Annotated in this window: 20 protein-coding genes; 6 read left to right on the top strand and 14 right to left on the bottom strand. The window is 71.1% G+C overall.

Annotated features, from left to right (window positions below; all coding sequences use genetic code 11):
- Positions 1–87: 87 nt before the first annotated feature.
- The 6 genes from AC0VYN_RS30800 to AC0VYN_RS30775 form a co-directional block, all read right to left on the bottom strand.
- Positions 88–1,752, bottom strand: coding sequence for a GmrSD restriction endonuclease domain-containing protein (locus AC0VYN_RS30800; protein WP_475533609.1), 1,665 nt, complete (start codon positions 1,750–1,752; stop codon positions 88–90).
- A 355-nt stretch (positions 1,753–2,107) separates the two neighbouring features.
- Entirely contained in the window at positions 2,108–2,347 is a 240-nt protein-coding gene (locus AC0VYN_RS30795; RefSeq protein WP_393582523.1) for a hypothetical protein, read from the bottom strand.
- 115 nt (positions 2,348–2,462) lie between these two features.
- Complete coding sequence (locus AC0VYN_RS30790) at positions 2,463–3,752, bottom strand: hypothetical protein (RefSeq protein WP_475533608.1); 1,290 nt, start codon at positions 3,750–3,752, stop codon at positions 2,463–2,465.
- Complete coding sequence (locus AC0VYN_RS30785) at positions 3,749–4,045, bottom strand: hypothetical protein (protein WP_475533607.1); 297 nt, start codon at positions 4,043–4,045, stop codon at positions 3,749–3,751. The genes AC0VYN_RS30790 and AC0VYN_RS30785 overlap by 4 nt, the downstream gene beginning before the upstream one ends.
- A complete protein-coding gene (locus AC0VYN_RS30780) occupies positions 4,042–6,768 on the bottom strand; it encodes an SUMF1/EgtB/PvdO family nonheme iron enzyme (RefSeq protein ID WP_475533606.1) in 2,727 nt (908 codons plus the stop codon). Before AC0VYN_RS30780 ends, AC0VYN_RS30785 begins: the two co-directional genes overlap by 4 nt.
- Positions 6,765–7,505, bottom strand: a complete 741-nt coding sequence (locus AC0VYN_RS30775; protein ID WP_475533605.1) for a class I SAM-dependent methyltransferase — start codon at positions 7,503–7,505, stop codon at positions 6,765–6,767. The genes AC0VYN_RS30780 and AC0VYN_RS30775 overlap by 4 nt, the downstream gene beginning before the upstream one ends.
- 280 nt (positions 7,506–7,785) lie before the next feature.
- On the opposite strand from AC0VYN_RS30775, the gene AC0VYN_RS30770 reads away from it, so the two are divergent.
- Positions 7,786–7,968 (top strand): hypothetical protein, encoded by a 183-nt coding sequence (locus AC0VYN_RS30770; protein WP_475533604.1) that lies wholly within the window; start codon positions 7,786–7,788, stop codon positions 7,966–7,968.
- A gap of 22 nt (positions 7,969–7,990) precedes the next feature.
- On the opposite strand, the gene AC0VYN_RS30765 is transcribed toward AC0VYN_RS30770, so the two are convergent.
- The 5 genes from AC0VYN_RS30765 to AC0VYN_RS30745 form a co-directional block, all read right to left on the bottom strand.
- The gene (locus AC0VYN_RS30765) at positions 7,991–8,443 is read right to left on the bottom strand and encodes an SRPBCC family protein (protein WP_475533603.1); all 453 of its coding nucleotides are present in this window, start codon (positions 8,441–8,443) and stop codon (positions 7,991–7,993) included.
- A gap of 206 nt (positions 8,444–8,649) precedes the next feature.
- A complete protein-coding gene (locus AC0VYN_RS30760) occupies positions 8,650–9,675 on the bottom strand; it encodes an SEC-C metal-binding domain-containing protein (protein WP_475533602.1) in 1,026 nt (341 codons plus the stop codon).
- 79 nt (positions 9,676–9,754) lie between these two features.
- Entirely contained in the window at positions 9,755–10,039 is a 285-nt protein-coding gene (locus tag AC0VYN_RS30755) for a hypothetical protein (RefSeq protein WP_475533601.1), read from the bottom strand.
- Between the two features lie 49 nt (positions 10,040–10,088).
- On the bottom strand, positions 10,089–14,387 hold the full coding sequence (locus AC0VYN_RS30750; RefSeq protein WP_475533600.1) for an nSTAND1 domain-containing NTPase: 4,299 nt from the start codon (positions 14,385–14,387) through the stop codon (positions 10,089–10,091).
- A complete protein-coding gene (locus AC0VYN_RS30745; protein ID WP_475533599.1) occupies positions 14,384–14,710 on the bottom strand; it encodes a CU044_2847 family protein in 327 nt (108 codons plus the stop codon). The genes AC0VYN_RS30750 and AC0VYN_RS30745 overlap by 4 nt, the downstream gene beginning before the upstream one ends.
- A gap of 486 nt (positions 14,711–15,196) precedes the next feature.
- Here AC0VYN_RS30745 and AC0VYN_RS30740 point away from each other — a divergent pair, with 486 nt between their 5' ends.
- The 3 genes from AC0VYN_RS30740 (at position 15,197) to AC0VYN_RS30730 (ending at position 17,353) form a co-directional block, all read left to right on the top strand.
- Entirely contained in the window at positions 15,197–15,508 is a 312-nt protein-coding gene (locus AC0VYN_RS30740; RefSeq protein WP_475533598.1) for a DUF6412 domain-containing protein, read from the top strand.
- Positions 15,509–15,615: 107 nt separating this feature from the next.
- On the top strand, positions 15,616–16,335 hold the full coding sequence (locus tag AC0VYN_RS30735; protein ID WP_475533597.1) for a YidC/Oxa1 family membrane protein insertase: 720 nt from the start codon (positions 15,616–15,618) through the stop codon (positions 16,333–16,335).
- A gap of 160 nt (positions 16,336–16,495) precedes the next feature.
- On the top strand, positions 16,496–17,353 hold the full coding sequence (locus AC0VYN_RS30730; RefSeq protein WP_475533596.1) for a fumarylacetoacetate hydrolase family protein: 858 nt from the start codon (positions 16,496–16,498) through the stop codon (positions 17,351–17,353).
- Between the two features lie 100 nt (positions 17,354–17,453).
- Here AC0VYN_RS30730 and AC0VYN_RS30725 read toward each other — a convergent pair whose 3' ends face one another.
- From AC0VYN_RS30725 to AC0VYN_RS30715, 3 genes are all read right to left on the bottom strand, one after another.
- Entirely contained in the window at positions 17,454–18,326 is an 873-nt protein-coding gene (locus AC0VYN_RS30725; RefSeq protein WP_475533595.1) for an LLM class F420-dependent oxidoreductase, read from the bottom strand.
- 90 nt (positions 18,327–18,416) lie between these two features.
- Entirely contained in the window at positions 18,417–18,896 is a 480-nt protein-coding gene (locus tag AC0VYN_RS30720) for a heme-degrading domain-containing protein (protein ID WP_475533594.1), read from the bottom strand.
- The gene (locus AC0VYN_RS30715) at positions 18,893–19,972 is read right to left on the bottom strand and encodes a Gfo/Idh/MocA family oxidoreductase (RefSeq protein WP_475533593.1); all 1,080 of its coding nucleotides are present in this window, start codon (positions 19,970–19,972) and stop codon (positions 18,893–18,895) included. The genes AC0VYN_RS30720 and AC0VYN_RS30715 overlap by 4 nt, the downstream gene beginning before the upstream one ends.
- A 134-nt stretch (positions 19,973–20,106) precedes the next feature.
- On the opposite strand from AC0VYN_RS30715, the gene AC0VYN_RS30710 reads away from it, so the two are divergent.
- Together AC0VYN_RS30710 and AC0VYN_RS30705 are read left to right on the top strand one after the other, a co-directional pair.
- Positions 20,107–21,243, top strand: coding sequence for an ROK family transcriptional regulator (locus AC0VYN_RS30710; protein WP_475537019.1), 1,137 nt, complete (start codon positions 20,107–20,109; stop codon positions 21,241–21,243).
- A 109-nt stretch (positions 21,244–21,352) separates the two neighbouring features.
- Positions 21,353–22,636 (top strand): hypothetical protein, encoded by a 1,284-nt coding sequence (locus AC0VYN_RS30705; protein ID WP_475533592.1) that lies wholly within the window; start codon positions 21,353–21,355, stop codon positions 22,634–22,636.
- Positions 22,637–22,686: the final 50 nt, after the last annotated feature.

The raw sequence follows: 22,686 nt of genomic DNA, 5'->3' as shown, positions 1-22,686 counted from the left end.
TGCCGACGGGGCAAGGCGCGAAGGGGCAGCGGTTCTACGGCTGGGCTGTCATCGATGTCATCGAGACGGCCCTAGGCTGTCACTAAATCACGGACTCCAAGGCCGGCCGCTTGCCAAAGCGCGCATAGCAGCCTCAACCAAGTCGGCACGGTCGTTCAGGAATGCCTCGTAGTTATTCTCCCGCAGAGGCTCTTCAGGGATCGAATGGCTCTTCAAGCGAAAAAGGATCTCTTCATCTCCCAGGCTACTTGCGTCTGCTCGATCACGCATGTAGACAAGGGGTTCTTTATCTCGAATGGTGCGATTCGTTTTCCATGTTATCAGCGCGCAGTTTAGAGCGAGACTGCCAGGCTGCTCTGCTCGCTGATTCTTGAGGTAAGCCTCGGGGAATATGTGGTGATACTCGCGCTGGCTAGCGTTGCTGACCTGTATCTCTCCTCCGTCCGCCAAGTCCGTTGCTCCTCCCTTAAGGGATACTAGGAGAATGGCGCGAGCCAGGCGGTCCTTTTTCTTGGGCCACCCAGCCTCGAGTATCTCCTGCTTGCTTGGGAGATCTGCGGCAAAGATTGGGGGATTTCCTTCTCCGCCCTCACGGATTATTTTCCTGAGTTCTCGTACGTCTTGAATTACGGCTGTGTGTGCGCTGCTCTCGTAGCGCTCCGTGAAGAACCCCCTCCAAAGGAATTTACGCAGGAGAGTCCGTGCTTCGCCGAGTTTGTCGCCAGTGAGTTCTGCGGCGTAAGACCAGAGGGTGATGAGTGCGGGCAGGACCGTGAAAGTCGGAAGTCGTTGCGCGTCGAGTACCTTTTCTGATTCGAGGAACTTGACTGCTTCTTCGGCCCCGACTACGAGTTCCGCCCAACCTGCGACAAGTTTTTTCCAGTCGAGCTCTAGAATGCTCGGTCGGTCCGGCGTCTTGTCCTGCACCAGTGCGGCCGTGCGCAGGATAATGTCCTGAACGTCTCCATAGCGGGCAAGTCCTGGGACGCGGCCATTGAGACTTTCGAGCAAGTCATGCAGAGACTCGCCAATTTCCTGCTCGATGTCGGCGGTGATGATATCGAAGATGGAAAGAGGTGTGAAGCCTGTGTTGATCCTCGTGAAGACCTCCAGTACTTGCGCTCGACTGGTTGTGGTCGGGAGCGACAAGAAGGGGATGTTGAACGATGAAAACTTGGCTCGCCAAGCGTTGATTCGTATTACATGCTCAAGGACTTCTTCAGGTGAATCAACGCACGCTTCTTTGACCCATTCGGTAACTCGTTGTGCCGTCTCTTCGCCGGGCAGGAGGAGTTGGACAGGGACGTATCCGCGCTTTATTAGCTCAACCGGGCTGTTCGTCCATAGAGGGTACTTCCTGCCTTGCTTATAGTTGATCTTTACGCTCTGAACGGCTATTCCGTCATAATCTGTCCGCTCATTAAAACTGACGAAGTAATCTCGGTCCTGATAGCGAGCGTTGAGGCTCTTCCAGAGCGCGGTGAGGCGCTGCTGGCCATCAAGAAGAAGTTCGGATACTCGTGCATCGTCGGGAACTGGTACACCGTTGATGGGTCTGTGCTTGAAGGGGGGCTCACCTTCGACTTGCAGGACAAACATTGAACCAACGGGCAGCTCGTTCAGGACGCTTTCAAGCAAGCTGGCAATCTGGCCGTAACTCCACGCTTCGAAGCGCTGAAAGCGGGGGAGTTGAACCTGTCCCCGGCTGATAGCAGATACCCAATCCTTCAAGTCTCGGTTTCGCGCTTCCATCGTTCCTCTCTCTGGCGTGAGTTCACGGTGCGTTCGAATCAATTAGGCGAGCGGTGCGGCAAGTAGGCGTGGTGAGTGGCGAACTGCTCGATACAGACATGCGACAGGACATACTCCCTCGCCAGGCCCGGTAAACGTCGTGCCCACTCTGCGGCACCGCCACCTCACGGCTTCACCGCGTGGGCGTGCGTGCTGAGTTGGTCATGGTGGTAGACATTCCGATCCGACGGGTGCCGCCACCAGCCACGATCGCGCGCTAGTCCCTGCCGGCGGCGATCCGCACCTCGGCACGAAGATCACGATCTACGGCTGAAGTTCGCTTACCGACATCCCGTAGAGGTAGAGGGCGCAGTCTTCAGTGAGTGAGCCCGGGGAACGCTTCCTGGAGAATCTTCAGGAGATCTCGGGCTGAGTCAGCGTCGAGTTGGATGCTTTGGCTGACTTTATCGAGGATCTGCCGATCCGGAGACCCGTAGGTGTCCAACTGCAAGATGCGCTGACCATCCGCCGTGAACGTGCGGTAGCCGCAGGTAACCGGCCCGTGCAGTCTCTGTGTGTCAGACGGGACTGCTTGGAACTTGTCGATCAAAGCCATGAAGACACTCTTTCATGTGAGTTGGCGGCACGTCACGGGGTGAAAAGACTCGCGGTTAGCTCCGGTCAGGGTGACTGGTGATGCCTCAGGCTTGATGCCGCCGCCAGCGAGTTTCCTATCCCTCCCTCTTCCCACCCCGCAGCGAGGACAGCACCAACCGTCCGTACCGCGTGGTCAGCACCGCTGCCGTCGCGGCCACCGACAGGGCCAGGGCGGTGAGGAGGTGGGACAGCGAGTGGTCGTCCAGGACCTGGAGGATGCCCAGGGCCGTGCCGAGGGGGAGGCCGAGGATGGTCAGGACGCCCAGGGCGCCGCTGATCTGCTGGCTCTCCTGTGTCTGGACCAGTCGGCTGTAGTCGGCGGCCTCGCCGAGGATCTCGTTGAAGCGGGCCGGCAGTCGATGCTGGTTCTGGAAGGCGAGGAGGAGCTCGTTCGCGGGGCCGTGTGCCGTGAGGTGCTGCCTCCAGTAGCCACTGCGGAAGTGCGCGATGTTGCGCTCCAGCGTGGCGACCCGGCGGGCCAGGCGTCTGGAGGAGGTGAACACCTCGGAGAGCTCGTCGGTCAGTTCGTCGATGTGGTCGCGCTGGAGGGAGCCGAGCAGCAGGGCGTCGAGGTAGACGGTGCGGGAGTGCAGTGCCCCGAACTCGTAGAAGTCGCCCTCGCCGGTGTCCGGCCGGTGGCCGAGGAAGGCGGCGCCCTGCCGAAGCACCAGGGCACTCCAGTCCGCGGAGATGCGTACGGCGTCCTTCAGCTGCTCCGCGGCGGTCTCCGGGGCCAGCGGGAAGTCCTGCGAGTTGGAGCGGGAGGCGAGCTGCCACAGCCAGTGGTCCGCGGTGGCGGGGAGCTGCCCTTCCGCGCCGTCGCGCAATGCGGGCGTGTGGTGTGCCTTCGGGGTGAGGAAGGCGATGGTGTAGGGCCGGGTTATGGCGAACGGCGCGGTCGGGTCCTGGACGTGGGCGATGCCGCCGAGGAGCACGGCTGGATCGAACGGTCCGGTGAGCGGTCCGTCCGTGGCGGCCGGGCCGCGGCCGGACAGGGCCCGTAGGAGCGGCAGGAGCGGCCTTTCCGCGCTGAAGTGCAGGACGGCCAGCGCGTGTTCGGGGTCACGGGCGGTGGCCGTGCTGAGCAGCTCCATACCGAGCAGACGCAGCCCGTCGTGCTTGATGTCCAGTGGCCGATGCCAGCGGCACGGCCGCCCGGGGGCACCGTAGAGGGCGCGTGCGGAGGCGGGGGCGAAGTAGGTGGACCGGGTCTGCGTGTCCGTGCGGCGGCTGCCGAGTTCGAAGGGGAACGGGCCCTCGGCCCAGTTGGGAGCGCGGCGCAGCCGGACGGGTAGGACGACGGTCACCTCCTGCCGGGCTCCCGTGACGTCGTCGAGGCGCGGGCCGGCGTCGGGTGCCGTCACCGGTAGTACTCGGCAGGGTCGGGCTGGTCGAGACGGATGACGAACTCCGCCCTGTCGGGGCTGGTGGCGCTGACGTGGAAACGGACGTGCTCGCCGGTGCGGATGGTGCGGAAGCCCTCCGTCACGATCTGTCGGTAGTCGAAGCTGTAGTACCGCTCGTCCTCGTCGTCCCGGACGATGTAGGAGCCGAGGGCACCACTCGCCCCTCCACCACTCGGCCGCCGGTCGACGATGGTGCCGTGCCGCGGCCCGCCGCCGACGCCGAATCCGCCGCCCCCGCTGCCGCCGCTCATGCTGTCGTCCTCCCCTTGTCGGCCGTGTCGTCGGACCCAGGGGTGACGAGGGTCCCCGTCGGCGCCATGTCCTGGACGCAGCGGAAGCCGACCGCGTTGCTCCCGCCGCGCTTGCGGTAGATGCCCTTGGTGCTGGTCTGCACCGCGCGCATGGGGTTGTCGTAGCTTCCGCCGCAGATGACGGCCTCGTCCGGGTCGCCCAGCGATGTGGATGTCCACTCCCAGCAGTTGCCCACCATGTCCAGGACGCCGAACGGGGAACGGTTGCCCGGGCGGTCGTCGGCGGGTGTGGCACCGGCACGGCGGACGGCGTCGCCGGCGAAGTCCCGGTACCACGTCTGGTATGTCACGACTGGCCGGCCGACCCAGGTGTCGGCGCAGTTGACCCGGTCGCTGTCCGGGACGTCACCCCAGGGGAAGAGCCGCCCGTCGGTGCCTCGCGCCGCCGCCTCCCACTCGAGAGAGGTCGGCAGCCGCTTGCCCTCGAACGCGGCGAAGGCGTACGCGCTCCACCAGCTGACGCAGGTCGCCGGATGGTCGTCGAAGCGCGGGTTCTCGTAGTAGTCGGGGTGGCGAAGCCGGTCGGTCCAGGGGCGGTGGGTGACATGGGACGGCTGGTCCGGGTGGTCCCACCGGGAGGTGCCGTCCGTTTCGAGGGCTTCGAGGAAACGCCGGTAGCGGGCGACGGTCACCGCTCGGCGGTCGAAGCGTACGGGACGCCGGACAGGGCGGATCAGCAGCCGCTCCGCCGGGCCGACCAGATACGCCCCGGCGGGCAGCACGCAGTCTTCGCTCACCGTGCCGCCGTCACTGCCGCCGGCCCGCCCGCTGGACAGCTCGGCGAGGAAGGCACGCACCTGCTCCGTCAGGAAGACGTCCGGGGTGTCCGCGACGGCCGCCAGGTGAGCCGGGTCGGCGAGATACCGGGCGGCCAGCAGCTCCTGGTAGGCGGTGTGGGCGAACGCCACATGGTCGGGTCCCGCGGGGCGCAGCAGCGGCGCGAGGACGCAGGAGGCCGGATCGAGGCGTCCGTCCGTGAACGCGTCGCCACCCAGCTCGCGGTACAGGTCGAGCAGGGAGAAGACGGTCCGGTCGGCGAGGAAGGCGCGCCCGAGAGTGCCGGGCAGGCGTTGTTCCAGCTCGGGACTGCCGTGCTCGGCCAGGGTTCGCGTGAGGTGCGCGCCGAGGATCTCGGCGAGAGGCCGGCCCGGAGGGAGCCCCAGCCTCGTGGTGAGGTGTCGCTCGAGCGGGGTCGCCTCCGGTTCGGTGAGGCGTACGACGTGGAAATGCGGAACGCGGGACGGATCCACGCCGTTCGCGTACATCTGCTCCACCAGCTGTTCGGATCGGCCGGCGCCGCTGTCCAGGAGCTGACGCACCTGGGGGGAGTCCGCGAGGAAGGAGACCCGGGAGCTGATGACGACGGCGGACTCGGCGGACAGGACGGCCGAGAGGTCGGTGAACAGGCGCAGGAAGCCCGCGGGACTCGGTTCCGCGACGCCCTCGTCGACGGCGTCGAGCACACACAGTGCGGTGCCCGAGCGGATCAGGTAGAGGAAGAGGTCGTACGCGCGGGAGCGGTCCGAGGCCATGGCCGGTGCCAGGAGACGGGCGGCGTACTCGGAGAAGGGCTCGTCCTTCGGCTTGAGGCCGAGGTCGAAGTAGAAGCGGAAACGGCGGACCTCCGGGTCGGCGGCCAGGGCCCGCAGCAGGGTGCTCTTCCCGCTGCCGGGCCGTCCGGTGACCAGGACGTTGGCGCTGCCGCGTGCGAGGTGGGTCAGCAGTTCCGCCGCGTCACCGGACTCGGTCACCGTCGGTTCGCCGGTGCGCGGGTCGGTGCTCAGAACGGTCGCGGCGACGGCGGCCCGCGGCTCGGGCCGAGCGTCGGCAGCGCCGTCGGTGGTGTCCGTGAGTCCGGCGAGGTGGGCGTCGAGATTGACGATGGTGTCGACGAACCCGTCGTACCGCACGATCCGGAAGTCCGTGCCCAGCAACTGGTGGAGCGCGCCGGGAGCGCCGCCGCCGTCGCTGTCCACGACCACGAATCGAGTGAGCTTGGGGAGCTGGGTGCGGAGCAGCTCACCGCCGTGGGAGGCGAGCACGGTGCCGAGGTCGTCGGCGTCCCGGGAGAGCATCAGCTCCACGTACTCCAGCCGCATCCCCGACTCCCGGCAGAACAGCAGGTACACGGTGTCCGGGCTGAGCACGAACCGCTTGGCCTGCCGGTAGCCGAGGGTGACGTGGAGTCCCGCGAGGAACTCGCAGCGACGCGCGACCTCGGGAGCGACGTCCGGTTCCCCGCCGAGCAGGGCCGCGCTTCCGGTGTCGGTGAACCAGATGAGGACGTCGACGAGCCTGCGCACCGCGAGGAGTCCGTCCTCGTCGCTGATGTCGTACCCGTCGTGTGTGGAACGGTTGCGCAGGCGGCGGATGTCGTCGAGCGCGTCCAGCACCGTGCTGCTGCGGATGTACGGGCGGCAGCGCTTCACCAGGTCGTTCAGAGCCTTGGTGGACGGGTCGCCCTCGACGCCGTGGTGTCGCCACAGCTCCTTGAGGAGCTTCTCGGTGAGCTTCCCGACCAGCGCGACGGCGTTCTCCGGATAACCGTCGTTGAGCGACCGCAACGGACGTTCCAGGTCGAGGCCGAGACGGTCGGCGATCCGGGAGTGGTCGTCGAGTTCCCTCCGTAACCGCCTCAGCCGCTCGTCGACGACGGTACTCACGCGCTCCCCTCCGCTCGCCGACCGAGGATGAACGCGAACCGGTCCGGGAACGTCAACACGGGTTCCGGGTGAGCGGTTCGCATCTCCTCGATGCCTTCCTCGATCTCGCGGTCACTGAAAGTGGAGAGCAGGGACATGTAGCGGGCGCGGACCATGCCGAAGTACTTGTCGCGGTCGATGCGGAGGTCGTGCTCGACGTGATCGAGCGTGGTCTCCAGTCCCGCTCGGCGGAGATGCCCCTCGATCACGCCCGGGTCCGGTTGCAGTTCCTCGAAGCGGGCGAGGGCCGCCTTGAACAAGGGGTACCGGATGGTGGCCGGAAGCATGACGACCAGCAGCCGACCACCCGGTGCCAGACGGTCGGCCAGACCTCCCAACGTGCCTGCCTGGTCGGCCACATGGTGCACCGACTCCTTCAGCCAGATCGCGTCCAGTTCCTCGTACGGCAGCCGAGCCCGACCTTCGGCGACGTCCTCCGCGGAGGCGACGACCGGTGTCAGGGTCGGAGGAGGTGGGGTGCCGAGTCCGCGGAGCATCGCCTCGGACGGATCGACGCAGAGAATGGGGCGGCTCGGACGGAGCTGCCTGGCCAGCTCCCTCGCGAACAGGCCCGTGCCGGAGCCGATGTCGGCGATCCGGTCGGCCGGGTCCAGCCTCAGTGCCTCGGCGATCCGGCCGGACATCCATGGGACATAGTCCGGTCCGTACACCCAGTGCTCGTCGTACTCGGCTGCCAACCCGTCGTAATGCCCTCGCACATCGCCCCGTCCCACGGTTCCCCTCGTATCCCCACGCCGTGCTGTCCACAGTCACCAGGCAGGCTATCGGGAGTGGCAAGGCGGGCGACAGCGCGTAACGCGACAGCTCGAGGTCGTCTCCCGACCGTGCGCGGTGCGGTGCGCGTCGTACGCCGCTCCCCACCGTTGGTGCGGTTCGCGATCGGCTCCTGGAAAGCCCTGTCCGTCCCTGTTGCCATCGGGTTCAATAGACGACAACACCGCGGCCTATCCGGTCACGGTGGCCTTCAAGGCCGGTCAGGACGGCGAGAAGACGCTCAAGACCGCGACCGCGCAGATCAACCGGCCCGTGCAGGTGACCGTGGACCTGACCGGCGTCGCCATCCTCCACATCGAGGCGGTGCAGAGCGACAACGAGTCCGCGACCCTCGCGCTCGGCGACGCGATGCTGCACAGTTCCTGACGGCGGGGGCGGAGGAAGGGCCTCAGCCCCGCGCTCCCTCCGCCAGGAACCCCTCCAGCCCGTCCAGCAGCATCCCGCTGCCCTGCTCCGCCATGTCCCGTTCCTCCGCCGTGTCGCTGGTCTGGCTGAGGACGATCTCCGTGTGCTCCGCGTCCCGCTCGGTGAGTTCCAGGGTCATCGTCACCTGGTCCGCGCGGCCCGGGACGTCCATGCCGAGGACCAGGCGGTGCGGCTCGGCCACCTCCACGTAGGAGCCGGTCAGCGGGAAGGCGGTGCCGTCCGGGGTGAGCATCGTGGACTTCCAGGCGCCGCCCGGGCGGACGTCCATCTCGACGGAGCCGGGGACGGCGTGCGCCCACTGGGCGTACTGCTCAGGGGTGGTCCAGGCCTGCCAGACGCGGGCCGCGGGGGCGTTCAGGGTGCGGGTCAGGGCGTAGCGGAAGCCGTCGGCCGCGGTGGTCTGCTCGGTGCTCATGAAGTGCCTCCTGTCAGGGCCCTCACGCCTCGTGTGAGGGGGTCGCACGGGTAGACGTTCCCCGGCGCGGGATCTCATCGGTGGGTCGGGAGATTGTTTTTCCGGACGAGGCCGGGCGACCACGCCCGGCGGTGAGCCCGGCGCGACCGCGGTGCGGGCAACCGGGCGCGACGGAACCTCACCCCGCCAGGCGGCGCGACGGAACCTCACCCCGCCGAGGCGGCCTCCCCGTGGCACTCCCCGTAGGCCCGGCCCGACCCGCACCAGCAGGCCGCGCCCCGCTGTGGGGGCCACGCCGTCGCGCGGCCCCGGGCCGCCAGGGTCGTCGCGTACTGCGGCAGCAGCGTCGCGTCGGCCGGGGACGCGCCCTCCGAGGCCGCGAACGCCTCGTACGACGGGACCGTGCCGGGCACGACGCCCAGGTTCGGGGTGCCCGACGACGCGAGTTCACGCAGCGCCGTCTCTATCGTCGCCAGGTGCTCCTCGTAGGAGGGGTACTCGGCGGACAGCGACGGGTACGCCTCCAGCAGCTCCGTCAGCTCGTCCTCCGGCCAGTGCAGCATGGCCACGGGAAAGGGGCGGGACAGGGCCTCGCGGTACGCGCCCAGTTCGGCGCGCAGGCGGGAGATCTCCGCCTCCAGGTCGGCCGGGTCGTCCGAGCCGAGGGACCAGACGCGCTTCGGGTCGTGCAGCTCGTCCAGGGACACCGGCATCGAGTGCAGGGTGTCCGCCAGGCGGTCCCAGTCGTCGTGGGGCACGCCCAGCATGCGCCGCACCCGGTGACGCCCGTACAGCAGCGGATGCGTGGTGTACGGGGGCTCGGCCACGTCCGACAGCAGCAGGCGGGCGCCCTCCGTGAACGTCTCCTGGGCCGCCTCCAGTTCGTCGTGGGACTCCAGGGCCTCGGCCACGATCACCCACGGCGCCGGGTCGCGCGGGGCCGTCGTGCGGACGCCCTCGATGATCGCCCTGGCCTCCGCCTCGTGGCCGTACTCCCAGAGGTTCGACGCCTTCAGGGCGCGGACCAGGGACGGGTTCTCCAGCCCGTCCGGCGAGGACAACAGGCGGTCGTACAGCTTGGTCGCGGAGGGGCGGTCGCCGGACAGCTCCAGGTGGGCGGCGGCGCGTACGAGAAGGGCCTCGGCGTCCTCCGGGTACAGGCCGGCGGTCCGCTCCAGGCGGGCGGCTTCGGCGGTGTGGTCGACGTTTTCGGCAGGCGTGTCGGGGCGCATGGGTGACACCGTACTGCCGCGAGGTGACGGGAGTCAGGGGCCCGCAGGTCAGAGGCGGTGGCCGGAGACGACGCGGAGGCTAGAAGGCGTACAGGTTCGCGATGCGGATCAGGACCGCCGTCAGCGTCCCCACCCACACCAGCACGCCGAGCCACATGCCGAGCACCGCCGTCCGGTAGCGCTCCGGCGAGTCCAGGACCACGCTCTCGGGGGCGCCGGGGAGATGGCGCAGGTGGACGCGGGTGCCCTTGGCGATCCGGTGGGCGTCCGTCGCATCGGGGAGGGCGTGCTCGTGCTCGGTGCCGTCGGCGTCGGTCCAGCGGAGCTGAGAGTCGGCATGGTCCGCCTGCGAAGTGAGGAACACGCTCACCGGTACAACGGCGAGCGGCCCTGACACTGAGCGGTCGTCGCCGTCATGGGCATGTCCGGCGGTAAGCGACTCCATCCACAACGTACTGGTGCCATTCCTGCTCGGTCAGGGACCGGCCCGCGATGGCGCAGGCCTGGTCATGGAGGGCGGCGAGGTCGTTGAAGGCGCCGGTGTCCCACAACCGTATGGTCTCGTCGTCGCTGCTGGTGGCGAGGGTGTCCCCGTTCGGGGCGAAGACTGCCGAGCGCAGGACGCCGGTGTGCCCGGTGAGCAGGGCCAGTTGCTGACCGGTCTCGATGTTCCACAGCCTGACCGTCCGGTCGTCGCCAGCGGTCGCCAGGGTCTGGCCGTCGGGGCTGACGACGGCCGACCAGACGGCGCCGGTGTGGCCGGTGAGGGTGGCGAGGCGGCGGTGGGTGCGTACGTCCCACAGCCTTGCCGTGGCGTCCCTGCCGCTGCTGGCGAGCGTCCTCCCGTCCGGGGTGAAGGCCACCGATTGCGCGGCGTCGGTGTGCCCTGTGAACGTTGCGGTGAGGCTGCGGTCCCGTACGTTCCACAGCCGCAGCTCGCCGTCCCAGCTCGCCGTTGCCAGGAGATCGCCGTCCGGGTTGAAGGTCAGGTCGCTGACCATGCCGGTCAGCCCGTCCAGGGCACCCAGGCGCTTGTGTGTCCGTGCGTTCCACAGTTGCACGGACGAGAACTTGTCTCCGCCGGTCACGAAGACCGTGCCGTCCGGGCTGAAGGCCATCAGGGGGCTCGCGCTGGTGAAGGACGCCAGTTGCCCATGGGTGCGCACACTCCACAGGCGCGTCGTCCTGTCGATGTAGCTGCTGGTGGCGAGGGTTTCGCCGTCAGGACTGAAGAGGACGCGCTGCACGGGCCTGTCATGCCCCTCGAGCCTGGCCAGGCGACGGTGGCTGCGTGCGTCCCACAGCAGGACCGACGCATCGTCGTTGCTGCTCGCGGCGACGAACCGGCCGTCCGGACTGAACCGCACCGTGTTCACCTCACCGGTGTGCCCAGAGAGGCGGCCCACCGGCCGCTGCGTGCGGACGTCGTGCAGGTACACCGTCCCGTCGCCGGCGCCGGTGGCGAGCGTCTTTCCGTCGGGGCTGTAGTCCGCAGGACATGCCGAACCGCCCGGCCCGGCGAAGCTTGCGCGTGGCCGCCCTGATCTCATGTCCCACAGCCGAACGGCGGCATCCTCGGATCCGCTGGCCAGCGTCACGCCGTCCGGACTGAAGGCGAGTGCGTCCACCATCCCCGCATGCCCGTTCAGCACGGTCACGGCCGTACGATCCCGCACGTCCCACAGTCGCACGCTACGGTCCTGTCCCCCGCTCGCCAGAGTCCGGCCGTCCGGGCTGAAGGCCAGTGCGAAGACGGAGCCGCTGTGGCCGGTGAGCGTGGCCGTCGAGCGCCGTGTGCGCACGTCCCACAACTGTGTCGTCGCGTCGCTCGCACCCGTGGCCAACGTGTCGCCGTCCGGGCTGAACGCCAGCGAAATCACCTGTCCCGTGTGTCCCGTCAGCGTGGCGAGACGCGTCCTCTTCATCGCGTCCCAGAGCTGTACCTCGGACTCCTGGCTCTTGCTGACCCGGAAGCCCGCGACGGTGACGGCGAGGGTCGTGCCGTCCGGGCTGAAGGCGAGGCCGTGGAGCTGGGCGCCATCGGTACTGGAGTGGACTTGGAGTTCGCCGGTCTTCCGATGAGTACGGGCGTCCCAGACAAGGAGGTGCCCCTGCTGACCTCCGGTGACGATTGTGTCTCCGTCCGGGCTGAAAACCGCTGGGCCTCCGGCGCCGGTCAGGACAGCGGTCTGCTTGCGCGTGCGGACGTCCCACACCCGTACCTTCCAACGGGCATGGCTGGTGACAAGGGTTCTGCCGTCAGGGCTGAACGCGGTGTTGTGTACCTGGCTGCTTTGACCGTCGAGTAGGGCTACCTGCCGACGTCCCCGCACGTCCCACAGTCGGGCTGTGCCGTCGTTGCCGCCGGTCGCGAGCGTCTTGCCGTCCGGGCTGAAGGCGACCGATGCCACCGCCGCCGTGTGCTTCGCGAGGGTGGCGCGCAGGGGTGAGGACACTGCGGCCAGCAGCCGGGCGCGGGTCTGCGGAGTCGCTGAGACGCGATCGGCGGCCAGAGCAAGACGAGCGGCCAGGGCGGGGTCGGCGATGGCCTGCTTACGGCTCTCCTCGGCCAGGCTCCGGGCGGCGGCCAGTGCCCGCTGTTCACTGCTGTCGCGGGCACTGCGGGTGGCCAGAAACACCGCGACGACAGCAAGCACGGTCAGCACGGCGAAACCCGCGAGGACCAGGCGGCGCCGACGGACGCGTCGCCGCTGGATCTGGTCACTGACCGCCACGAAATCGGCTTCTTCAGCGGGGATCTCCTCGCCGCGTTCATCGATCCACTGCCGGGCCCGGGCGATCTGCTCCCGGCCGAGGGCCAGATCGCGCGGGCGGCCCTGCTCCTGCCAGATCCGCAGCGAGCGGCGAAGCTCCTCCTGCCAGCTGCGGAATGCGCGGTTCTCCTCGAGCCAGCGTCGCAGCCGCGGCCATGTCTCCACCAGCGCTTGGTGGGCGATCTCAGCAGTGTCCCGCCCCGTCGGGCGGCGCGTCACCACGACCAGCCGGGTGCTGGCCAGCCGGTGGACCAATGCCCAGTCACCCTCGGAGAACTCGGTGCGGGCGGCGACCCGGCGGGTGTCCGGTCCGCGTTCCCCGGCGTCCAGTTCCTCTCCGGGGCGTACAAGCTGGATGAAGATCCGCTCCAGCGCCTGCCGCTCGGTCCGGTCCGCCCAGGCCCAGAGCCTCTGATCCGCGTCGCCCGCCAGGGCGCCCTGCACACCACCGAGCTCCTGGTAGGCGGTGGTGGTCAGCCAACCCCGTTCCTGCCGCTCCCACAGCCGGCTCAGGGCGTACTCCAGCATCGGCAGCGCCGCGGGACCGGGTGGGGCATCCCGCAGGATCCGCTCGACCAGGCCGTCGGCGAACCGAATTCCCGCACGGCCCGCCAGCGGACCGCTGATCACCTCTGCCAGCTGATTCCGCATCATCGGCTGCACCACCATCGTCGTGGCGTCCCATGCCGTCCGAAGGTGGGGGAGCTGCTCGATGTGCCGAACGAAGTCGATCCGGACGACGACCACGGCCTGGGCGGGGCGGCTTCCGTCGGTGCGGCGGTCCGTCAGGACCCCGAGCATGGTGTCCAGCCGGCGGGCGGTGCTCGGCGCGTCGGCGAGCAGCGTCTCGAACTGGTCGGCCACCAGCACCAGCCGAGACCGCCCGCCGTGGCGGGCCAGCGTCTGCTCCACAGCCGTACGGATGCCCTGCTCGTCGGTGAGTTGCTGGGCCAGCGCCGACCAGCGGTCGTACCAGTCGGCCTTCATGGTGTCCGCGTCTCCTGCTGAGCTCAGGGCCCAGGCGAGCAGTTCCTCGGCGGTGAGGCGCAGCCCCAGCGGGATGCGGGCGATCACGTAACGGTCGTGGTCGAGGCTCCCGAGCAGACCGGCGCCGACCAGCGAGGACTTGCCGACCCCGGAAGGCCCGAGCACAGGCAGGAGGGGCACCTGCTGCTGCTCGAGGAGTTCGACCAGCCGCTGTGTCTCGTTCCTACGGCCGTGGAAGACGGCGCGGTCGTGCTCGGTGAACGGCAGCAGCTCCCGGTACGGGCTGTCCGCCAACAGCCTCCTGCGCAGCAGGGGCCATTCCCGGGTGAGAGATTCCACGGTCAGCGCGTAGCCGGTCCGGCGCCGCTGGTCCCCCTCGACGGCTACGACGATGCCGATAACACCGCCGTACTCCTCGTCCCACACCGGCGCTCCGCTGAAGCCGCCGGCCAGTGAGAACGGTACGTCCTCGTCGCAGGTCAGCTGCCACCAGCCGGTACCCTCGCGGCCCTCGACGGTGCCGCGGGTCCAGACTCCGGCGTCCTTGGTGCCACCTCGTCCCGAGTACTTCGGGAACCCGAAGGCCCGCCAGCGGTGCCCGGCCAGATCGTCCGCCTCCACGATCCGCAGGGGGACGGCCCCCGGCGGGAGCTCGCCGGTCAGCTGCAGGACGGCGACATCACCGCTGCTGTCGGCGGCCACCGGCACGCTGAAATGCACGGTCGCCGAGACCTCGGGACGCCCGGGCAGCAGCGGGAAGTCGAGGGTGACCGGAAAGAGTTCGGGTAGCGGCTCGTCCTCCGGAAGGTCAGCGGTGGCGGCCACGACGTGAGCGCACGTGAGCAGCAGCCGGTCGGGTATCAGGAACGCCACCCCGACCGGACGGCCCGCGTGCAGCACCCGAGCCGTCCCACGCTCCCACGCGCGGTCCGGCTCGGCTGCCGGTGTCACGTACCGCCCTCGGTCCGGCTCCACTCCAGTTCCAGCTTGATATGGGCGTCCCCGGAACCTTTCGCCACCACTAGGCCTGCCTCGGCTGTCACCCGCAGTCCGAATTCCGCACGGACGTGATCAGGGCTGCGTGGCAGATCTGCCAACCGCTCCAGCATGGTCGCGGCCACTCGCTGTACCCGCGCCATGCCCGACTCGAACGTGTCGGCGGACGTCTCGAAGAGCCCGTCGCCGCGGCTCGCCCGGATCACCCCGGACCCCTGGTCGTCGGGCAGTTCGACAACGAAGACCTCGCCGTCCTCGAAGGGAACACTCAGGTACACGCGACAACCTCTCTGCGGATCCACCAGGTCACTTACGAGTCAGGGGAGTTGAGCGGATTTTCCCGGGTCCGACATGCTACTGCTCTCCTTGGCGGCGGCCGCGGTCTTCTGTCCGGAAGTACGACCGAGCAGTGGAACGTACGCCTCCCGCTTGCCGGCAGACGACGCGGCCCCGTTCGCCGTCGAAGACAAAAACGAACGGGGCCGGGACCGGAAGGTGACTGCTCTGTTACCGGGCTCCCAGCTCGGCCAGCAGCGCCTCGTATTCCTCCGGGGGCTGGCCCCGCAGGATGTCCACCCACACCCGGGCCCTTTGAACAAACGTCTCGGGCGTCATCCTGCACCGATCCGGCGGGCGCCGGTGGCCGACCGCCGGCGCCGGGACCGCGCCCAGGCGGCGACCCGGCGTCCGTGCGCGTGCTGTCGGGCGCCGTTCCGGGTCCTGTATAACTGGGGCAAACACGCGTACGAGGGGAGGAGCCGCCGATGCCCCGGGACCGGACCGTCCCGAGCCCCCTGCTCGTGCTGCTGCTCCTGCTCCTGCCCGTCGCCCTCGTCGACGTCGGCAGCCTCTCCGCCACCGTCGCGCTCGCCGCGACCGCCGCGGCCGGCTCCGCGCTCGCCGTCTGCGCCCTGATCACCGCGCGCTGCGTGCCCGCCGTGCCGCCCACCCGGGTGCGTACGGCCATCAGGGACCGGGACCGCCGTACGGCCTTCCTGCCGCAACGCGATCCCGACGCCGCAGGCCGCCGCCGGCCACGAGCACCCGGACACGCCCTCCCGGCGACCACCGCGTAGGGCATCCCTTCACCTCGCAAGGACCGTGCACCCGCGCGGGTCGTCATGCCGCACACCCGATCACCGATCGCCCCGGCACGACGAGACCCCCGGAGGGCTCCTCACCCATGTCCGTTTTCGCCAGCCTGGTCGGGCACCTCGCCGACCTGCTCCAGCCGCTGTTCGGCGCCTCCGCCGCGGCCGCCGCCATCGTCCTGTTCACCGCCCTCGTACGGCTCCTCGTCCACCCCCTGTCGCGGGCCGCCGCACGCGGGCAGAAGGCGCGCACCGCACTCCGGCCGAGGATCGCCGAACTGCGGCGCAAGCACGCGAAGAACCCCGAGAAACTCCAGAAGGCCGTCCTGGAACTGCATGCCGAGGAGAAGGTGTCGCCGCTGTCGGGCTGCCTGCCCAGCCTGTGCCAGCTCCCCGCCTTCTTCCTCCTCTACCACCTCTTCTCGAGCGGCACGATCGGCGGCGAGGCCAACGCCCTCCTGTCCCACCAGCTGCTCGCCGCGCCGCTCGGCGGACGGTGGGCCGACGCGCTCGGGGACGGCGGGATGCTCGGCGGCGCCGGGCTCGTGTACGTGGCGCTGTTCGCGCTGGTCGCCTGCGTCGCCGCCGTCAGCTACCGGCTCACCCGGCGGACCATGGCCGACCGGCCCGTGCTGCCCGCCGCCGGTGACGGGGAGCAGCAGGTGCCCGGGCTGGGCGCGATCACCAAGGTCATGCCGTTCATGTCCTTCTTCACCCTCGTCACCGTGGCCGTCGTGCCGCTGGCCGCCGCCCTGTACATCGTCACCAGCACCACGTGGAGCGCCCTCGAACGGGCCGCCCTGTACCGGTGAGGCGGGCCCCGGCCCCTGCCTACGGTCCAGTACGTGAACCGGGTCTTGCGGAGTGGAAGCCGACCTCGGACGATCGAACAAGTCCTCCGATGGCCGCGCCCTGCCGCAACCAGGTCGCACCTCATCGGGCGGGCGCCCGCGAAAGAGGGAGTTGGGGATCATGAAGTTGCTGCGAGTCGGTACGGCGGGTTCGGAACGGCCCGCCCTGCTCGACGCCGACGGGATCCTGCGTGACCTGTCGGGCGTGGTGACGGACATCGACGGCGAACTGCTCGCCGACGACGCGGCACTCGACCGGGTACGGGCCGCCGCCGAGGCCGGCGAGCTGCCCGCCCTGGACGCCACGGGGCTGCGCGTCGGACCGCCCGTGGGCCGCATCGGCAAGATCGTGTGCATCGGGCTGAACTACCACGACCACGCCCGCGAGACGGGGGCCGAGCCGCCCGCCGAGCCGGTCGTCTTCCTCAAGACGCCGGACACGGTCGTCGGACCGGACGACACCGTGCTCGTGCCGCGCGGGTCCCGCAAGACCGACTGGGAGGTGGAGCTGGCGGTCGTGATCGGGCGTACGGCCCGCTACCTGGACTCGGCCGAGGAGGGGCTCGCGTGCGTCGCCGGGTACGCGGTCGCGCACGACGTCTCCGAGCGGGAGTTCCAGATCGAGCGGGGCGGGACCTGGGACAAGGGCAAGAACTGCGAGACGTTCAACCCGCTGGGCCCCTGGCTGGTGACCGCCGACGAGGTGCCCGACCCGCAGCGGCTGCCGCTGCGGCTGTGGGTCAACGGCGAGCTGAAGCAGGACGGGACGACCGCGGAGCAGATCTTCCCGGTGGGGGAGGTCGTGCGGTACCTGAGCCGGTTCATGGTGCTGCGTCCCGGTGACGTGATCAACACCGGGACGCCGGCGGGGGTGGCGATGGGCCGGCCGGAGCCGAAGCCGTACCTGCGGGCGGGCGACGTGGTCGAGCTGGAGATCGAGGGACTGGGGCGGCAGCGGCAGCAGCTGAAGGACGCGTAAGCGCTCCGCTGGATAGCGGGGAACTGCGGTGCGCTGTCGGCTGCGGGCTGTTGCGGCTGGTCGCGCAGTTCCCCGCGCCCCTTCGGGGGCGCGTTCTCGCTCAGCCCAGCAGGGCGGCGAGCCTGCGCCACCCCTCCCTCGGGGCGGACGTCATGTCGTCCTCCACCACCTGGAGGGCGACGTGGTCGGCGCCCGCGTCGTGGAAGGCGGTGACGCGGGCACGGACCGTGTCGTCGTCGCCCCAGGCGAAGAGGGCGTCGATCAGGCCGTCGCTGCCGCCGTCGGCCAGGTCGGCGTCCGTGAAGCCGAGACGCAGGAAGTTCCGCGTGTAGTTCGGGAACTGGAGGTACCGGGCGAGATAGGCGCGGGCCGTCGCGCGGGCGCGGGCCGGGTCGGAGTCGAGGACGACCTTGAACTCCGGGGCGAGCAGCGGGTCCTCGCCGAGCGTCTCGCGGGCCCGCGCGGTGTGTTCGGGCGTGACCAGGTACGGGATCGCGCCCGCCGCCCGGTCCCGGGACAGCTCCAGCATCCTCGGACCCAGTGCGGCCAGCACCCGGTGCCCGGACCGCATCCCGTCCTTGTCCAGCTCGTCGAGGTAGTCGGCCATCTTCGAGTACGGGCGGCTGTACCCCTCGACGCGCGGGCCGTGGCTCACCCCGAGGCCGAGCACGAAGCGGCCGGGGTGGGACACCTCCAGCTCGGCGAAGGCCGCCGCGGTGGCGGGGGCCTCATGCTCCCAGACGCTCTGGATGCTGGTGCCCACGACGATCCGCGAGGTCGCCTCGATCAGCGGGGCGGCGTGCGGGGCCGAGCTGTTGCCGCCCAGCCACAGGGCGCCGAACCCGAGACGCTCCAACTCGGCGGTCGCGTGGGCCCGTTCGTCCCGGCCCTCCGGGTCCTCGGCGCGCAGGTGCGGGCTCCAGATCCCGTACCGTCCGACGGATTCCTTCAGTGCGGCCGTCGCGTCGTTCATCGGTTCCGATCCCTCCGGTGGCACGTGATCGTCTGTTGTCGCGTGCCAACCGGAGGGAGCCGGAGATGATTCCCGGGACGGCCGTCCGGGCTACTCGCCCAGGAACCGCTCCAGCGCCTCCACCACCAGCCGGTGGTCCTCCACCTGCGGCAGCCCCGACACCGTCACCGCGCCGACCACGCCGACGCCCTCCACGGTGACGGGGAAGGAGCCGCCGTGCGCGGCGTACACGTCGGGGTCGAGCCGCGAGGAGTCCTCGAAGGTCGTGCCCTTGGCCCGGAAACGGGCACCCACCAGGTACGACGCGGAGCCGTACCGCTCCACCACCCGGCGCTTGCGGGCGATCCAGGCGTCGTTGTCGGGGGTCGAGCCGGGCAGGGCCGCGTGGAAGAGCTGCTGGCCGGCCCGGTGGATGTCGACGGCGACGGGCGCCCGGCGCTCCCGGGCCAGCTCGACCAGGAGCGAGCCCAGCGTCCACGCGTCGTCGTGGGTGAACCGGCGGAAGACCAGGCGGCGTTCCTGCTCCTCCAGCTCCGCCACGGTCGGGGCGGGGGGCTGCTCGCGCGTCACAGGGCCACCGCCACTCCGTCGCGCGCCGAACGGCGGGCCGCCTCCAGGACGTCCAGGGCGGCAGCCGCCTCCCGCACGTCCACCGGGTTGGGGCCCCGCCCGCGCAGCGCGTCGGCGACGGCCGCGTAGTAGGCCGGGTAGTCGCCCGGGACGGTCGCCTCCACGCGCCCGCCGCCGGTCAGGGGGGACTCCCCGGAGCCCACGCGGCCCCACAGCGACTCGTCCTCCTCGCCCCAGCCGGGGCCCGGCCGCTTGCCCTCGCGCAGCGCGGCCTCCTGCGGGTCCAGGCCGTACTTGACGTAGCCCGCCCGGGAGCCCAGCACCCGGAAACGGGGGCCGAGCTGGGCGGCGGTGGAGGAGACGTAGAGGTGCGAGCGGACGCCGTTCGCGTGCGTGATCGCGATGAACGTGTCGTCGTCCGCCTCGGCGCCGGCGCGTCGCACCACCGACTCCGCGTACACCTGCGTGGCCGGGCCGAACAGGACGAGCGCCTGGTCGACGACGTGGCTGCCGAGGTCGTAGAGGAGACCCCCGATCTCCGCCGGGTCGCCCGACTCGCGCCAGCCGCCCTTGGGTTCGGGCCGCCAGCGCTCGAAGCGCGACTCGAAGCGCCACACGTCGCCCAGCGTGCCCTCGTCGAGGAGCTTGCGGAGGGTGCGGAAGTCGTTGTCCCAGCGGCGGTTCTGGAAGACGGAGAGCATCAGGCCGCGCTCCTCGGCGAGCTCGGCCAGCCCGCGTGCCTCGGCCGCCGTGCCCGCGACCGGCTTGTCCACGACTACCGGCAGACCGGCCTCGAGGGCACGCGTGGCGAGCGGCACGTGGGTCTTGTTCGGGGACGCGACGACGATCAGGTCCAGCTCGGCGGCCCGGCCGAACAGCTCGTCCGGCGTGGCGACGGTCCGCACGTCCGGGAACTCGTCGCGGGCCTGCCGCTGCCGGTCCGGGTTCGAGGTGACCACCGTGTCCAGGGCCAGGCCCTCGGTGGCGGCGATGAGCGGGGCGTGGAAGACGGAGCCCGCGAGGCCGTAGCCGACGAGACCGACGCGCAGCGGGGTGCCGGGAGGAGTACCAGTCATGGCATCCACTTTCGCAACGCTGTTGCCAAAGTGCAAGCGGCGGGGACAATGGGGGCGTGAACAGGGCTGACGGCGAGGGAACGGGCGACGGCGCGCGCGGCGGCGCGGGCGGTGGCGGGCGTGCCGCCGGGGGCGTGCGGCCCGCGGCGGGCGGCGCGAACCTGCTCGCCCTGCGCAGCCACAACACCGCCCTCGTCCTCGACCTGCTGCGCACCGCCGGGACGGAGGGCATCAGCCGGCTGGAGCTCGCCGAGCGCACCGGGCTCACCCCGCAGGCGGTCAGCAAGATCACCGCCCGGCTGCGGGCGGAGGGCCTCGCCGCCGAGGCCGGGCGCCGCGCCTCCACGGGCGGCAAGCCGCGCACGGTCCTGCGACTGGTGCCGGAGGCGGGCCACGCGGTGGGCGTGCACCTGGACCGGGACGAGCTGCGGGCCGTGCTGGTCGACCTCGACGGGACGGCCGTGGGGGAGCGGCGGTACCCGCTGGACCTGGGCGCGGGGGCGCCGGCCGTGCTGGAGGGGGTGGCGCGGGCGGCCGGGGAGCTGGCCGCCGACGTGCTGCGCGCGCCCGGCGGACGGCTGACCGACGCGCCCACGCTCCTCGGGCTCGGCGTCGCCCTGCCGGGGCCCCTCGACCACGTCCGGGGCGTACTGCACCGGGTCACCGGCTTCCCGGAGTGGGACGGCTTCCCGCTGCGGGACGCGCTGACCCGGCGCCTCGGTGTGCCGGTCGTGGTGGACAAGGACACCAACGCGGCGGCCCTGGGGCTGGCCGTCGGGGGCGCGGGGGGCGGCGAGGGCGGCTCCTTCGCCTATCTGCACCTCGGCACGGGACTCGGCGCCGGCCTCGTCTTCGGCGGCGGTGTGCACCGGGGGGCCCGGACCGGGGCCGGCGAGTTCGGCCACCAGGTCGTCCAGCTCGACGGACCGCCCTGCACCTGCGGCGCCCGCGGCTGCATAGAGGCCCTGTGCCTCGGTGCCGTCGCCCGGGGCGACCTCGCGGAGGCGGCCCGGGTCCTGGGCGCGGGCGCCGCGAACCTCGCCGGGCTGCTGGACATCGACCTGGTCCTGCTCGGCGGCCGTACCGTCGCCGCCGCGCCCGACGCCTTCGTCCAGGGGGTCGGCGCCGTCCTCGACGCCCGGGCCCGGAGGGAGGGCGGGCACGACGGCGCCGTGCCGGTGCGGATCGCGCCCGGCGGGGTGCGGGTGGTCGCGGAGGGCGCGGCCCAGTTGCTGCTCGCGCCGCTGTTCGGGCGGGGCGACGGCGGCTGAACGGCCGCCGGGGGCGTACGCCGGACGAGGGCATCGCGGGGGCCGTTCGAGGGGCACACCCCGAACGGCGGTCCCGGCGGGCGGGACGGTCCGCCACGCTCATGTGTTTATGCGACTGTTCACGCCCGCGACCCCCTGCCTGGCGGCGGCAGCCGCCCTCCTGGCCGCCTCCGCCCCGGCCGCCGCCGCGTCCCTGACGCCCGCCGGCCCGACTTCGTCCGCGCCCCCGTCGGCCCCGGCCGCCGCCTTGGCCGCGTCCGGCCCGGGCACCGCCGCACTTCTGGCGCCTGCCGCCGCCGTACCCCCGGCGCCTGCTGCCGTGGCCGCCGCCGTACCCCTGGCGGCGGCCGGCCCGAGCACCCCCGCAGCCCCGGCGCCTGCCGCCCTGGCAACCGCACCCCTGGCGCCTGGCGCCCTGGCCGCTTCCGGCCCGGGTACCGCCGCAGCCCCGGCGCCTGCCGCCCTGGTGCCCGCACCCCTGGCGCCTGGCGCCGCCGCGCCCCTGGCCCGCATCGCCTTGGCCGCCGCGCCCCCAGCGCCAGCCGCCCTGGCCGCTTCCGGCCCGGGCGCCACCGCACCCCTGGCGCCCGCCACCCTGGCCGCCGCCGCACCCCCGGCCCCCGTCGCGGCCGCACCCCCGGCCCCCACCGCCCCGGTCGCCGCCGCGTCCGCGGGCTCCGTCGCCCCGCTGCCCGCCTGTACGGCGCCCGACGACCACACCTTCCCGCTCACCACCCGTATCCACGGCGGCCCGGGCGCCTACGAGACCGGCGGCGGCTACGGCGTCTGGTACCTGAACCTCACCAACACCACGTCCCGCACCTGCGAGGCCGTCCACCCGGTCGTCGTCCTGGTCGACGAGCGACGGGCCCTCCGGCCGGCGCAGGCCCGCCTGGAGTTCTTCGACGGCGACCACCCCCGCCCCGTCACCTTCGAGGAGACCGACCGCGGCGAGCTGATCGGCGCCTTCGGCGAGGGCCAGGGCGACGCCGCCTTCCCCGGCTTCACCGTCGGCCCGGGCAGCACCCTCACCGTGAAGGTGCGGCTCGCGCTCACCTCGGACACCGCGCCCGGCGAGGTCACCGCCAACGCCGCCGTCGTCCAGCGCCGCGGCGACGACGGCGACTGGGTCGGCCGGTCGAACGACTACCGCTTCCGCATCGGCACCGGCGGCGCGCCCGACGAGCCCGCCGACGCGCCGTCCGTCACCCGCAGCGCCGAGCCCGTGGCACCCTCCGTCGCCTCCACGCCCGACGGCGGGAACACCGGCTTCCCGTTCGCCGACGAGCTCGCCGGCACCGGCATGGGCCGCCTGGACGCGGCCCTCGCGGCCGCCGCCCTGCTCCTCGCCACCGGCACCGCGGCCGTCCTGCTCGCCCGCGGACGCCGCTGACGCGTGGCCGCCGGACCCTCGGCCGCCGGCTCCTCCCCGCCGGTCCATGA

It is taken from the genome of Streptomyces sp. 63XJN7_1_ISO-PGPR-S23-121, assembly GCF_056173025.1.
Note: the sequence above shows the minus strand (reverse complement) of the source record. Positions and strands in the feature narration are given on the sequence as shown.